Here is a 13,513-nt window from a genome sequence, read left to right on the forward strand (position 1 = left end):
AATATGGGATTATAACTAATAACTTATATGCGGTCATGCTTCGCCCTCTTCAAAAGTGAGATGCGGGCTAAAGTCCTCATTACAAGCCTTTTTCCTAGGTCTTGGATGCGGGCTAAAGTCCTCACTACAAGCCTTTTTCCTAGGTCTTGGATGCGGGCTAAAGTCCTCACTACAAGCCTTTTTCCTAGGTCTTGGATGCGGACTAAAGTCCTCACTACAAACCTTTTCAGACTTGATACAACTTCCAACTCGCCATCGCCAACATTCCGTAAATAACCAACTTTAGCGGGCGTTGAGGCATAATTTGGCAGAATTTAGCCCCTACCAAAACTCCCGGCACTGAACCCAACCAAATTGGCAAAACTAAACTCCAGTTTACTGTTCCGAGGCTGAGGTGTCCCACAGATGTAAACATCAACAAAATTGCAGCCTGCGAAATATCTGTACCCACCAATTTAGAAGTATCCAGGCGGAAAAAAGCAATCAGCAACAGTGCAAACATCGCACCGGAAGACACGCTAGTGATTCCCACTATGCAGCCCAAAATAGCGGCGGCGCTGACAGTAAAAATGCGACCGCAATTAGTCTTTAAGTCCCATTCAGGAAGCGCAGGCAATTTTAAATTGGGAACAAATATTTTGAGCAGTAATTGGCTCAGCGATAAAGCGACAATTAGCCCGATCGCTACTCCCAAGCAGCGCAGCAATATGCAATCTAAGTCCTGATTGCCGCTGAGTTGGATGCAGTGTAAAATCCACACGCCCGCCAGCGAACCGGGTACGCTCCCCAAAGCCAACCACTTAACTACTTGCAAGTCGAGGGTTTTTTGCTGCCAGTGTTTGAACCCGCCAACAACTTTCATCAGTGTGGCAGCTACCACATCAGAACTAATCGCAATTGATGCCGGAACTTGGAAAACAAAAATCAACATTGGGGTAATCAGCGATGCTCCTCCTACTCCGGTCATTCCAACGATAATCCCCACAAAAAAGCTGAGAAATGATAGTAATAAATAGTTCATGATTTTGCTGACCAACTGTGCTTGTTAGCGCACCTATCCAACTAATAAGAAAACTTACGTATCGCATGATAGACTCGCCATTGGGCGTAGCGGGGTAGCACTCAATAAAATAGCAGTTTTACCCCAAGCGATACTTATAAGTAAGGCGACCTGGGTATCATAGATAAAAGAGAGTTCAGATTAACAGACTCGCCGGAAAATATATCTGGAGTATCGAGAATCTTAAAATGAATCAATGCCACAACCACAATAGTGAAGGCGGTTGAGGACACTAAGCCGGTCAGTAACTCTTTTTTGAGGTTTTTTTGCTTGGGTTTGTCCGCAAAGACATCTACAGCCCCGAACTGCATCAAGAGAATTCCAGCAATATTAGAAAGCCAGTAGCCGACTATTGTGCCAGGAAACAGTAAATCTGGGGAAAGCCAACTACAGATATACCCAAAACCATAGGCAATTGGCAGATTGAAAAATAGGTCGTTCCACCAACACAGCGGTGACAGCAAGTATCCAATTGCTAGAAGCAAGCCGCCTCTGATTTTTTTTAACCCGACTTGCTGAAAGCTGTTAGCTTCTGGCAAGTTTTGGGTCTGTTTTCCTGCAACCTGGTACTCTTTTTCACTGACTTTTTTTGTGTTTTCCACGTAACACCCTCGTAACTTGACCGACTTACCGTAGTTTAACAGCCAAAATGAGTAATGTCTAGTAACTCGCTCGAGTTACCGTATTTTAGCTGCGCTGGCGTAAGTCTAGTTTCTTTGTGGGATAAAAATATCGATCGCGCCTGAGGTTGTGGAGAATGCTGTCTGATGTGCTTTTGCCATCAATCGGGGATCACAAAACTGCTCGGGCTGACGGCGGCTGCAAAGATACAAAAAATTACTCCCATCCCCAACAAGCCGACAGCCGAACTGAACAGGAATATTAACCGATCTGAGGGTTCGTAGGTATTCTCGTCAATTTGGCGGCGAACAATAAAGTATTTTCGAGTTGAGATTAACACGGTTGCTAAACCCACTAGAGAGAAGACTAAACCCAACTTCCAACCCGTACCGTGACGGTGTTGTATGGGGATTTGCACGACGCGAAACCGCACGATGAGGACGCCAAAACCCATCAGGGCGATCGCGCTGCGCATCCACGAGAGAAAGGTGCGTTCGTTTGCAGAGCGATCGATCGCCCTGGACAGATTTTGCTGCTTTAGTTTCTCCCGATCTACTGTCATGGGTTTGAACAAAAATCCTAGGGCGATCGCACTTTTTGATATATTTTTAGTCAAAAATCGGATTATTCGGGACTCATTAAAGTAGTTTGGCTGCCGGGAACTGAGAAGATAAAATAAATTACTCCCATACCCAAAAGTACGATCGCCAAACTAAACAGCAGTACCCACCTGTCTGTAGGCTCGTAAGTATCGTAATCGATATCGTGGCGGACAGCAAAATAATGCTTAGTGGAAATTAACACCGTTAGCAAACCCACCGCCGAAAACAGCAAACCCAGCTTCCAGCCATTGCCGGGAGCGGGCAGCAGAGGCGGGTGGAAGGCGCGCAGGCGGACGATGACGACGCCAAAACCCATCAGGGCGATCGCCGTGCGCATCCAAGCTAAATAAGTGCGCTCGTTTGCCAAATGATCGCGCACCCGCGACGGATTTGGCCGCTTGATTTTTTGCGTATCTTCTTGAGTCGGTTTAATCAATCCTAACAGCATAAATACAACTCTTAATTTTAACTTTAAATGTGAAGGTAAACAGATATATCTTCGCTTTTTCCCTGCTCCGCCGGGGGTTCAATCCCCCGGCGCGGCTGCATCAAAACTAATCGTTTTTCTCAGTCGGTGCGTTAGGAACTTGCGTATCTATGTACGCCTGCGACACGTCGGGAACAAACCAATTAACTTCCCCGGGCTTGAAAACTCTAGCAGTAGGAACGTTGAATTCTACAGCCGCCGTTTCGGGATTAGCTGTCGCCACTAATTGAGTGCCGTCAACTATTTTAACAGCTACACCGCCAGTCAATGCTTGTGCAACTTTGTCGATCGCACTTAAATCTGTTGCTTTGACATCGCTCGGTAAATAAACTCCGTCGCAATCCCATTTATCCTTTGTTGTTTCACCTGCTCCTAGAAAATAAAGAGCATTCTCGTAAGATGAAGCAGAGGATTTTTTGCGTTTGGGCCCGTAAATAGCTAGGGTTTTTCCCGTGTCATTGCGGCACTGACCCCAGCTTTTTCCCGTTTCTAAGGTATATTTTTGAAACTCCAATTGAGAGATTTTTTTCTGAAGTTCCTCCGGGGTGTAGTTCTGACTGGGTTCAGTCGATTTTTTCGCTTCTAACAGAGTGTCAAGAGTTTGAGTCACCTCCACATAGTCGGGATTGCTCGTATATTTAGGCTTTTCTGACCCCGCCCAAGATGCGGGAGCAAAAACCAAATTGACTGTAATGACTAAGATTACTAAAACTATTTTCAAGAATCTCACAAGTTTTCTCCTTTGCTAGACATTTGGGTAATTTGAAATTTACTTTGAAGGTAACTTTCTGCTCAAAAAACACACAGGTTATTTTAATTTTTATGTTATCACTCTAAGTTAATTTGTCAACCTAATTTAGTATATTCACAATGTCTAAAGTTAGATTTATTGGGACAATTTTTTCTAAGATATCTATCTTTAGAGAGAGGCAACGCAGGACATTTAACCAATTATTTAGATTGAAATAGTGGCAGCAGCAGATAAGTACCGCTGTCAATCAAAATGAATATTCCCAAGCCAATCAAGACAAAAGGGACAACAGCCTTTGTATAGCGAGTTAAAACGCTGGCGATCGCCCCATGAAGAGTTAACCAGTAAGCGACATAGCACCAAGCACCTACCATCAAAAAGAAAACTGCCAAAATAACAGCTAAACTCGGCAAATTGCTGCTAGCAAACAGCGGCAAATAAATACCGATGTTGTCTCCCCCGTTAGCGACTGTTACCGCAGCTACATTGAAAATTTGAGGGTTGAACAGACTTGCTAGTTTTGACACAGCAGATGAGTTAGATTGACCGCTAAATTCTGCCGATACCGCTTGTACTTCATTTTCCTGATTGTCTCTCTTGACTAAGTGACTGATGCCGATCGCGATCGGAACCAAACCCAGCAAGCCAATCCAAGCTTTCGGCACAATTAACCCGCCAAAAAAGCCCGGCAAACTAGCAGCGATCAGGGCGGCAAATCCGAGATACTGACCGACAACGATGTGCCGGGGACGGAAAGTAGAATTTACCTGAGCGAAGAACAGCATCAGAATTACAATATCATCTATATTGGTGGCGACAAAAGATGTAATTCCGGCAATAATCGCTGCTGCAATCCAACTCATTTGCTGTTCCTTCAACTTTCCTAAACTTCAGGTTCGCTGGCGTTACTTCTGCTCATAGTTATCAAACAGAAACAGCAACCAACTAAAGATATTATACTTAAAGTTGGACTTGCCAGAGTGCCACTTTTCACCAGAATTGCAATTCCCAATCCGATTAAGACAAAAGGCACAAGCTGATTGCCATAGCGAGTCAAAGAATCGGCGATCGCCCTCGTCTGAATCAACCGATAAGCAGCATAGCACCAAACGCCCACCAGCGAGAAGAATACGCCGAGAATTACCGCCAGACTTTCTAAAGTATTGCTCGCAAACAGCGGCACATAGATCCCGATATTGTCGCCACCATTCGCCACCGTCACCGCTGCGACGCTGTAAGTTTGAGGAGACAGAAAACTGCTAAAAAAAGATTTCTCAGATTGCTGTAATTCTGCCTCAACTTCCCCATCGTCAGTTTCTGGATTCAGCAAGCGGCTGAGCCCGATCGCAATTGGCAGCAAACCCAGCATTCCAATCCAGTCGGGCGGAAAGATCAAGCTGCCAAAAAACCCCGGAAGGCTAGCAAAAACCAGTGCTGCAAAGCCTAAATACTGACCCGCAACAATGTGCCGGCGCCGGAATGCTGCATTCACCTGCGAGAAAAACAGCAGCAGGATCAAAATATCGTCAAGGTTCGTAGCCGTAAAAGCCGTCATTCCAGTGGAAATTGCTGTCACTAATTCGTTCATTTCTGTGTCTCGTTAATTTGTGTTATCGGTTTTTTTGCAGTTTTTTTGCGGGAAAACAGTTGAATAAAATCCAAGTCAATGTCGTCGCATTCAGGTTGTCGTCGAACCAGCAGTCCGGCAGGGGTTTAAACCCCGTTGCATTCAGGTTGTCGTCGAGCCCGCAGTCCGGCAGGGGTTTAAACCCCTGCCTCAAAGCTCAAGTCCTCGGTCGAGGACTGAAGAAACTGTTAGACATTTACTTAATAAATAAATTGTCGAACATTTGCTGAATAAACTATTGGTCATTTTTTGCAGGAATTATGGGCGATATTTAGTCCTCTGAAGAGGACTTTCGCTATGAGCCAGGGAATTAATTCCCTGGCGGTATTGGCGGTTGTTCTGGCGGTATTGGCGGTGCAATTAACACCTACAAACACCTGCCTTGCAACTAATCAAAGCCGTTATTGTCAATGGATACTGCATTCAATCGAACACCGCCGTAAATGGCATTTTCTTCGTCGAACTTAGCGTGAATTGCCTCAATACCCTGCTCCATCGAACCCACAAGTTCAGGAGAGCGCAGCCTCTGCAAGATGAACCACCCGCAAGTAGCAACCAAGTACATCAAGAACAAGTAAGGAAACGCATCGTAAGGAGCTTCGGGAACAGGGAACATAGTGCTGCCGGGAATCCCTACACTGCCGACAATTGGAATCATCATAAATGCGATCGCCACCACCGAACACACCGCATCCCGCACGCGCAATTTACCAATTTTGTGCAGGTACACCGGAGCCGCAATCGAAATCAAAACATACACTGTTAAGAATCCGTAGCTGCAAATTGCCCCCAAATAACCCATACAATCGAACAGTTTGATGTGAAACAGAGACATCGCAGCCGGAACTAAAAACGTCAGAAACGTACACATCGAAACCGCAACGTGGGGAGTTTTATTAGATGAATGGGCTACACCTAATGAAGAGTGAAACAAACCGTGGCGCGCCATCATAAAGAATACTCTCGCCGCTGGATTGATGCTGCCGAGGACGCAAGCAAAAAAGCTAAATAAAGCACCTATCGCCACTAACTCACCCAGCCAACCAAATCCTATCTGTTGCGACAGAAAAGTTAGAGGCTCTTCAGCATCAGTAATTGACTGTCCGGTGCCGCTAAAACCCAACACTTCAATATAGGTCATCATAATGAAGAATAGGCCTGCCATTACAGCACTGCCCATGACAGCTCTGGGGATATTTTTTAAGGGTTTTTTGGCTTCGTCGCCCAGAGATGTCGCACTTTCAAAACCCGAGAAACCAAACATTACTAAGACAAGTCCCGTCGCTATTTTGCCGGGAGTTACACCTTCCAAAGTCAATTGGGACATATCCAGAGCAAAACCTTTGTGCGCCCAGATGAGAATCCCTAAAAGTGCGATCGCCACCACAGATGCTCCCTCCAGCCACAGCATCGCCATAGCTGAGAGTTGAATATCTTTGTAACCTGCATACCAAGCAATTCCCGCCCCGATCGCCAACAGCGTAATCTGTGACGGATGGATGCCCAAATGACCGATGAAAATACCGCTAAAGTTGGCAAAACCACACAAAACTGCCATCGCCGTAAATAAATAAGCCAGCACCAAACTCCACCCGCAAATCACGCCGGCTGTCGGGCCAAGTCCTTTAACAATATAAGAGTAAATAGAACCGGGCGAAGCCGATCTGCTGGCAAATTGGTTGATATTGATGCTGACAAATACTAAGCCGATCAAGCCGATGAGAAAACTCAGCCAAGTCCCGTTTCCTGAAAGGGCGACGATTAAGCCTAGATTTGATGCTGGTATAGTTGTAGGTGCAATGACGGCAAAGGATTGAGCTAAAACTTCTCCGAAGGAAAGGCAGTCGGGCTTTAAGCCGTGTACACTATAATTTTTTGGCGTTTTTTCGGTCATTTATCTTCTGTATTTTTGTCGATATTGGCGATCGATTTGAAAAATTTGTTTTTGCTTCAGCGTCGGGGGAGGGTGTTCAGACGCTTGAGTATAACTTTAATACCACCTCAACATTTAAATCAAATATTGTTTTTTATTAAATTAATAAATACAAGTGATGCAAGCGATACAGTGCAGCGTAGATCCCATCACCGCGGGCCGTACAAATGCGATCGGGCGCTGCAAGCTGAAAGCCTTGAGGCTGTAAGGAAAAGTCGAAACAACTGTTAGCAACCGTCCTTTATTCGGATTTCCAACTTGTACAATGGAAGAGCAAAAAACTCTAGGTCAAGGTTTAGCCGCAATAGGTTAAAGTCTTAAAAAAAACTGTATTTGGTATGGGGTACTCACAATGGCCGGAATGACACTTGACCAACTGCGAGTTTTTCTAGCTGTCGCGGAACACCTGCACTTCAGCCGTGCGGCGGAGGAACTTTACATCACACAACCCGCTGTCAGCGCAGCAATTCAAAGCTTAGAGGAGCAATACGGAGTAAAACTGTTTCACCGCATCGGGCGCCGCATCGAAATCACAGAAGCCGGGAAGTTACTACAAGTCGAAACGCAGAAAATTATCGATCATGTTGCTTTGACTGAGAGAGGTTTGCGGGAGTTGAACGACTTGCAGCGGGGCGATTTAAACTTGGGTTGCAGTCTCACAATTGGCAATTATTGGTTGCCGCACAAAATTAGCCAGTTTAAACAGAAATATCCCGGTATTTCCGTGAATTGTACTCTGGCAAATGCCGAAGAAATCTGTGCGGGTATGGCGACGGGAATATTTGATTTAGGTTTGGTGACGGGAGACATCAAACCTTCGCTTAAGAACACTCTGGAGGAAGAAGTTGTAGGTAGCGAACGCTTGCTGATTGTAGTTGGCAAATCTCACCCTTGGTTTGAGCGTGCAGAGGTGAGTTTAACTGAAATTGCCGAAACAGATTGGGTGATGCGAGAACCCGGTTCGGGAGTTCAGCAAATGTTGGAACAAGCTTTGCAAAGTTGGGGTATTAATCCCCATGAATTGAATGTAAGTTTAGTTTTGACTAGCAGTGAAATGGTCAAAGCAGTAGTGGAAAGCGGCACAGGCGCAGCGGCCATTCCTGAATTGATGGTCAAAAAAGAATTGCAGCTCTCTACACTGCGATCGATTAAAATTATAGAGAGCCAACTAAATTCAAATCTATCTCTTGAAATTATTAAACCAGTTTTAAAACTGAAACACCGACAGCGTTTTCAAACTGGAATTACTAAAGCATTTGAACTGATATTAACTGAAGTTGCTGGTAATTGGTAATTCATGACTTACGCACTAATACTCAAGAAACCGGGTTTTTTACCGACATAAAGGGCTAAACGCCGTGTCTCGTAAAAAAACCCGGTTTCTTGCCACCCGTGCGTCCAAGATTATAATTCAATACGGTTCAGATCGAGCCGATCGCCCTGGCACCCCCTACAACCAGGGGGGAACAAGAGAGTTCTTAAAGTCCCCCTAAAATCAGGGGAATTTAGGGGGATCTCCGGGATATAAACAGTGTTAACCCAAGTGTATTGGATTATAATTATCGATCGACAAATTTCCTCAAGTCCAATAAATTTTTACTGCCATCACCAACAATCAGCGGCAATTTCCCATTCCATTTTTCTATAGCTTGCCTTTCCAATAGTTCCCGAGTCAAATTTTCCCGCAACAATCTTTGTACTTCGGCTTCTGCTTTGGCTAAATTTACCTTGGCATCCCCTTCTTTAGCTGCCTTCAGCGCTAAGAATTCCCCTTTTTTTGCTTCCTGTTCGGCAATTTGTTTCGCCTCCACTGCATCGCTAAATCGTTCGGAAAAGTGCACGTGTACTAAAGAGATATCATCCACAGCAATATGGTATGCAACTAACCTCAAGGTTAAAGAATCATCAACTCCGGCTTTGACTTCTCCCCGTTTAGTAATAATTTCTTCAGCCGTGTATTTTGCCATGACTGCTTTTAAGACTTCTTCAACGGCCGGATCTATAATGCGATCGACCACTGCTTTTTCGTCTCCGATTTGTTGAAAAATTGAATTTACTTCGGCTGGGATAATGTGCCAGTTGAGTGCTACATCTGTGAAAACATCTTGCAAATCTTTTGAGGAAGCTTCAGCGGAAATTTCCTGTTTCTGCACTCGCACGCTCAACTTTTGTACAGTATAAACTATGGGGACAATTACGTGAAGTCCTTCTCCGAGGATTTGTTCTTGCACTTTACCAAACTGCATCATCACGCCGCGTTCTCCAGCGTTGACGGTGACAAAAAAATTAGACAAAATAGCTAAAAACACCATCGCTAGAGTTAATTGAACAGCGATGTAAACATCCTTACTTTTTTTAGTGCTTGATTTGAGTGAGTCAACTTTACTGCTGGATTCTAAAACCATATTCCACCCCGATCGCACTTGATTGATTGTCGGACAAATATTGAATTTACCGCTCTGCTATTTGCTGGACAGCAGCAACTCCTCAAAATCCGCTGCCGGCACGGGAGGGCTGAACAAATATCCTTGCATAGCATCGCACTCGTAGCGCCAGAGAAAATCTCTTTCTGCTTCTGTTTCAACTCCTTCGGCAATTACTTCAAGACAGAGACTGTGCGCCATTTCAATAATCGCTTTCACAATCGCTGCATTTGTGCAACCATCGGTAATGTTGCTGATAAAACAGCGGTCAATTTTTAAAACATCGAAGGGATATTGTGTCAGATAACTTAAGGAAGAATAGCCTGTGCCGAAATCGTCAATGGATATAGAGACTCCTAAATCTTTCAATTCTTGCAAAGTAGCGATCGCACTTTCGGCATCCTTCACCATCATACTTTCGGTGAGTTCTAATTCTAAACTGCTCGGTGCTAAACCACTTTCTGCTAAAATTTCGGCAACTCTGCTGCTGAGATCCGCCTGGTTAAATTGGCGCGGCGACAGATTTACCGCTACCTGCTGCAAGGAAAAACCTGCATTTTGCCAAACCTGCATTTGCCTGCAAGCTGTCTGCAAAACCCACTCGCCTAATTGTACGATGAAACCAGTTGCTTCGGCATCGGGAATAAATTCGGCGGGCGAAATCAGCCCTTTTTCTGGATGCAGCCAGCGCACTAAAGCTTCTGCACTCATAATTTTTCCAGTCTGAACATTGACCTGCGGCTGATAGTAAACTTGGAATTCTTCTCGTTCCAGGGCTGCGCACAGATTTGTTTTTATCTGCTCTAATTTATCTGCGTCTTCTTGTCGCAATTCGCTGCTTTGCGATCGCAAATTATCCTGCTGTTTGGCCAAAGCTGCTTGTTTTTTCAATCGGCTCGATACGGCGCCCACAAGTTCAGCTTTAGTAAAAGGCTTAGTCAGGTAATCATCAGCTCCCAATTCCATGCCTTGTCGCACTTGGGAGCGATCGGCTTTACCAGTCAGAAACACAAAAGGTACTGTAGCAGTAACAGGATGCGATCGCAAGGCCACCAGCACCCCATACCCGTCTAGTTGTGGCATCATCACGTCGCAAAGAATCACATCAGGAAGATTTGACACCGCCGCATTTAAGCCCTGGGCTCCATTTTCTGCACCCGTCACATCGAAACCTTCAGCTTTGAGGAGTTTGAGAATATTCTCGCGAATTACTCTATCGTCCTCAATCACTAGAATCTTTTTCATATGTCATTCCCTGAAAGCGATATAATTGATCCGCGTTGTTGAACCCGATCGGTGCGAGAATAGCTAAAAACGCACAGCTCGATCGGCCCAACAGCCGCATATTTTCCGACAAAAATAGCAGACGCCCCTGAAAAATGCTAATTTTCCAAGGACAACTAGATTAATGTTTCTCTGCTTACTTAGCGCCGTCCGTATTATTACGAGGTTAGTTAATAAATCTCTAAACTAATTCTAGGCGATCGACAGTTAGCAGCACCCTGAATAACTGCTAAACTGATTGTGACAGTCTAGCGATCGTCTGCAAACAATCTCAGCCTATTTATAACAGTTGCCAAGAACAATGCAACTGCCCGCAAGTTTAAAACCCTTGCGGAGTAAGTCTTTGGTCATTGTTTAGTGTAAAACCTCAAATCAAACATCAAAAATGGCATTACCAAGTGGATTTCCTGAACCCGCAAATATTGGCGTCATAGAAGTTAAGCAATATCCTCAATATCGCGCTGTCACCTACACCCACGCGGGCGATTTGCGACAAGCGACAGGAATCGCATTCAATCCTTTATTTCAACACATCAGCAATAACCAAATTGCGATGACAACGCCAGTAGAAGCGCGCTACACGGCAACTTCCGAGCAAATGAATGCAGTTCCTGTTGCAGAAGTTTCATTTTTGTATCCCGCAGCAAATATTGCCCCCAGCAGCGTTAACCCTGCTGTGGAAGTCACGGATACTTCACCCATGACAGTTGTTAGCATCGGCGTGGGCGGCGCCTACACTTGGGAAAGCTACGAAAATAACCTCTCCCAACTCAAAGATTGGCTTCAACAACATCCCGAATACGAAATAGTTGGGCCGCCGCGCCGCTTTTTTTACAATTCGCCCATGACCCCCGAAGCAACTAAAATCAGCGAAGTACAAATTCCGATCAAACGCCGCTGACATGAACAACCAATTCCCGAATGTGGCCGCGCTGGCGGTGTTCCCAGAGGTAAATTCCCTGCCAAGTTCCTAACAATAATCTACCGCGCGCGATCGGGATTTGTTCGGAAGTATGAGTCAGCGCAGTGCGAATGTGCGCCGGCATATCATCTGGGCCTTCCGCATCGTGAATGTAACTTGCGCCCTCTGGTACCAGTTTAGCTAAAAAATTAGCCAAATCCGTCAGTACATCGGGGTCAGCATTTTCTTGAATCACCAAGCTAGCAGAAGTGTGGCGCAAAAATAAGCTACAAAGTCCTGTTTTAATACCTGAATTTGCTACCGCATCTTCTATCTTAAGACTGATATTGTACAGAGACTTGCCTGTAGTTTTAATTTTGAGTATTTCTTGGTGATGAAGCATATCAGATCCGGTAAAATAAACATTATAAGGTTCGATCGTTCGGACTTCAGTCCTCTCTTTTTTGAGGACTGAAGTCCGAACGATCGAACCATCTAATATTTTAAACATTCAATGAGACTGTTTGCACAACTCTTCAATCGCCGTCATCCTAATCGCTCTCTTTAAAATAGTCTACAACAGCTTGGGCGATCGCCTCCGTACCGTGCTTATCCAACTTATCCGACAAACGGGGCGGGTGCAGCCGCTTGTGCAAAAACCCCCAATCCCCCTCAAAAAACTCCGCCGCCGTCACAACTTGATGCGCCGCATACTTTTCCAGCCACTCCAACAACACCGCAGCTTCCGCAAAACCATCTCTCATAATAGAAAGAACAGGTATTTCCAAGCGCAAAGCTTCCGAAAAAGTGCTGTATCCCGGTTTAGAAACCATGCGGCCGCAGACAGGCATCATATCAACCGGGCGCGGTAAAATTGGGAAAAATTGCGCAAACTGCTGATGTTTGACTCTAATCAAATTCGGCAAATCGGGAGCTCCCGCATCAAAAGTAATAAATTGCCAATCGCTAAATTGCTGGAGATTGTGATAAGGAATTGCCTCTAAACCCAGTCCGCCAAAAGTCAGCAACACAGTTTTTTCCGTCGGTGATTCAATTCCAAATACTTCCCGAATTTGATCCTGACTGTAGCGAGGATTGCCACCAGTCAAGCCGACATCTTCAATATTAGGAAAAGCGGGCATCGGTTCGTGTAAAGGAAGACGAAAAAGCCGATCGCACTTTCCGAAGCATTCACCAATCCAATCCGCCATTTCGTCAAATTCCCCGCCCCAATCTCGATAGATAAAGTCCCACCCAAAATTGCTCATCATCCAGCAAGGAACCCCAGCCGCTGCGGCCATTCGCGTTGCTAAAGGAGGAATATCTGCCAGCACCAAACCCACGCGATTTTGCTTAAGAAAATTCACTTCGCCTGCAATTAGTGAATTTTGCTTTTTCCGAATTTCCCGCAATTTTTCTAGAGTCGCCTCTTTATCCATATGCAAACTATCAGCCTGCACGACTCCGACATCAAAAGCGCGGGGACGGAGGATAAAATCGCCAGTAATATAAGATTCGAGCAGCCAGCGAGGTGCTGTTGTGGTGATAATTAGTAAAATATCTGGATTTAATTCTTGGATTTTTGCAGCTACGGAGGAAACTCGGACAGCGTGGCCGAATCCATGATTGGTGATGGCAATATATAATGTTGGTCGAGACATTGGTAATTGGGAATTGGTAATTGGCCAAAGAGGGCATCGGGCATCGGGCATCGGGCATCGGGCAAACAGGCCATCGATCCCAAGAGAATTTGTAGCAAATAACTAATAACTACTGCCAACTGCCAACTGCCAACTGCCAACTGCCAACTGCCAACTGCCAACT

Annotated in this window: 15 protein-coding genes; 2 read left to right on the forward strand and 13 right to left on the reverse strand. The window is 45.2% G+C overall.

The window, feature by feature from the left end:
• Positions 1 to 226 precede the first annotated feature (226 nt).
• From QT974_RS19815 to QT974_RS19850, 8 genes are all read right to left on the reverse strand, one after another.
• Positions 227 to 1,021, reverse strand: a complete 795-nt coding sequence (locus QT974_RS19815; RefSeq protein ID WP_333470142.1) for a sulfite exporter TauE/SafE family protein — start codon at positions 1,019 to 1,021, stop codon at positions 227 to 229.
• A gap of 134 nt (positions 1,022 to 1,155) precedes the next feature.
• Positions 1,156 to 1,662: a hypothetical protein gene (locus QT974_RS19820; protein ID WP_333470143.1), complete on the reverse strand. Its 507-nt coding sequence runs from the start codon at positions 1,660 to 1,662 to the stop codon at positions 1,156 to 1,158.
• A 179-nt stretch (positions 1,663 to 1,841) separates the two neighbouring features.
• Positions 1,842 to 2,297 (reverse strand): YidH family protein, encoded by a 456-nt coding sequence (locus QT974_RS19825; protein WP_333470144.1) that lies wholly within the window; start codon positions 2,295 to 2,297, stop codon positions 1,842 to 1,844.
• An 8-nt stretch (positions 2,298 to 2,305) separates the two neighbouring features.
• Positions 2,306 to 2,731, reverse strand: a complete 426-nt coding sequence (locus tag QT974_RS19830) for a YidH family protein (RefSeq protein WP_333470145.1) — start codon at positions 2,729 to 2,731, stop codon at positions 2,306 to 2,308.
• Between the two features lie 106 nt (positions 2,732 to 2,837).
• Positions 2,838 to 3,500, reverse strand: coding sequence for a hypothetical protein (locus tag QT974_RS19835; protein ID WP_333470146.1), 663 nt, complete (start codon positions 3,498 to 3,500; stop codon positions 2,838 to 2,840).
• Between the two features lie 221 nt (positions 3,501 to 3,721).
• Complete coding sequence (locus tag QT974_RS19840) at positions 3,722 to 4,384, reverse strand: cadmium resistance transporter (RefSeq protein WP_333470147.1); 663 nt, start codon at positions 4,382 to 4,384, stop codon at positions 3,722 to 3,724.
• A 20-nt stretch (positions 4,385 to 4,404) separates the two neighbouring features.
• Positions 4,405 to 5,109 (reverse strand): cadmium resistance transporter, encoded by a 705-nt coding sequence (locus QT974_RS19845; protein WP_333470148.1) that lies wholly within the window; start codon positions 5,107 to 5,109, stop codon positions 4,405 to 4,407.
• A gap of 427 nt (positions 5,110 to 5,536) precedes the next feature.
• The gene (locus QT974_RS19850; protein WP_333470149.1) at positions 5,537 to 7,042 is read right to left on the reverse strand and encodes an APC family permease; all 1,506 of its coding nucleotides are present in this window, start codon (positions 7,040 to 7,042) and stop codon (positions 5,537 to 5,539) included.
• 400 nt (positions 7,043 to 7,442) lie between these two features.
• Here QT974_RS19850 and QT974_RS19855 point away from each other — a divergent pair, with 400 nt between their 5' ends.
• A complete protein-coding gene (locus tag QT974_RS19855) occupies positions 7,443 to 8,375 on the forward strand; it encodes a LysR substrate-binding domain-containing protein (RefSeq protein ID WP_333470150.1) in 933 nt (310 codons plus the stop codon).
• Between the two features lie 265 nt (positions 8,376 to 8,640).
• Here QT974_RS19855 and QT974_RS19860 read toward each other — a convergent pair whose 3' ends face one another.
• Together QT974_RS19860 and QT974_RS19865 are read right to left on the reverse strand one after the other, a co-directional pair.
• Positions 8,641 to 9,486, reverse strand: coding sequence for a prohibitin family protein (locus QT974_RS19860; protein ID WP_333470151.1), 846 nt, complete (start codon positions 9,484 to 9,486; stop codon positions 8,641 to 8,643).
• A gap of 57 nt (positions 9,487 to 9,543) precedes the next feature.
• On the reverse strand, positions 9,544 to 10,749 hold the full coding sequence (locus QT974_RS19865) for an EAL domain-containing response regulator (protein ID WP_333470152.1): 1,206 nt from the start codon (positions 10,747 to 10,749) through the stop codon (positions 9,544 to 9,546).
• A gap of 424 nt (positions 10,750 to 11,173) precedes the next feature.
• Here QT974_RS19865 and QT974_RS19870 point away from each other — a divergent pair, with 424 nt between their 5' ends.
• The gene (locus QT974_RS19870) at positions 11,174 to 11,689 is read left to right on the forward strand and encodes a heme-binding protein (RefSeq protein ID WP_333470153.1); all 516 of its coding nucleotides are present in this window, start codon (positions 11,174 to 11,176) and stop codon (positions 11,687 to 11,689) included.
• On the opposite strand, the gene QT974_RS19875 is transcribed toward QT974_RS19870, so the two are convergent.
• From QT974_RS19875 to QT974_RS19885, 3 genes are all read right to left on the reverse strand, one after another.
• Positions 11,676 to 12,092, reverse strand: a complete 417-nt coding sequence (locus QT974_RS19875; protein ID WP_333470155.1) for a secondary thiamine-phosphate synthase enzyme YjbQ — start codon at positions 12,090 to 12,092, stop codon at positions 11,676 to 11,678. The genes QT974_RS19870 and QT974_RS19875 overlap by 14 nt on opposite strands.
• A 148-nt stretch (positions 12,093 to 12,240) precedes the next feature.
• Complete coding sequence (locus tag QT974_RS19880; RefSeq protein ID WP_333470154.1) at positions 12,241 to 13,350, reverse strand: glycosyl transferase; 1,110 nt, start codon at positions 13,348 to 13,350, stop codon at positions 12,241 to 12,243.
• A partial coding sequence (locus QT974_RS19885; protein WP_442933196.1) for a hypothetical protein occupies positions 13,278 to 13,513 on the reverse strand: 236 nt, incomplete at its 5' end. The genes QT974_RS19885 and QT974_RS19880, both read right to left, overlap by 73 nt.

It is taken from the genome of Microcoleus sp. BM001215392, assembly GCF_036700185.1.
GTDB lineage: Bacteria > Cyanobacteriota > Cyanobacteriia > Cyanobacteriales > Microcoleaceae > Microcoleus.

Bases quoted from the DNA above. Each gene is read 5' to 3' on its own strand.
- QT974_RS19815 (WP_333470142.1), bottom strand. From the start codon at position 1,021: ATGAACTATTTATTACTATCATTTCTCAGCTTTTTTGTGGGGATTATC.
- QT974_RS19830 (WP_333470145.1), bottom strand. From the start codon at position 2,731: ATGCTGTTAGGATTGATTAAACCGACTCAAGAAGATACGCAAAAAATC.
- QT974_RS19840 (WP_333470147.1), bottom strand. From the start codon at position 4,384: ATGAGTTGGATTGCAGCAGCGATTATTGCCGGAATTACATCTTTTGTC.
- QT974_RS19845 (WP_333470148.1), bottom strand. From the start codon at position 5,109: ATGAACGAATTAGTGACAGCAATTTCCACTGGAATGACGGCTTTTACG.
- QT974_RS19850 (WP_333470149.1), bottom strand. From the start codon at position 7,042: ATGACCGAAAAAACGCCAAAAAATTATAGTGTACACGGCTTAAAGCCC.
- QT974_RS19855 (WP_333470150.1), top strand. From the start codon at position 7,443: ATGACACTTGACCAACTGCGAGTTTTTCTAGCTGTCGCGGAACACCTG.
- QT974_RS19860 (WP_333470151.1), bottom strand. From the start codon at position 9,486: ATGGTTTTAGAATCCAGCAGTAAAGTTGACTCACTCAAATCAAGCACT.
- QT974_RS19865 (WP_333470152.1), bottom strand. From the start codon at position 10,749: ATGAAAAAGATTCTAGTGATTGAGGACGATAGAGTAATTCGCGAGAAT.
- QT974_RS19870 (WP_333470153.1), top strand. From the start codon at position 11,174: ATGGCATTACCAAGTGGATTTCCTGAACCCGCAAATATTGGCGTCATA.
- QT974_RS19875 (WP_333470155.1), bottom strand. From the start codon at position 12,092: ATGCTTCATCACCAAGAAATACTCAAAATTAAAACTACAGGCAAGTCT.
- QT974_RS19880 (WP_333470154.1), bottom strand. From the start codon at position 13,350: ATGTCTCGACCAACATTATATATTGCCATCACCAATCATGGATTCGGC.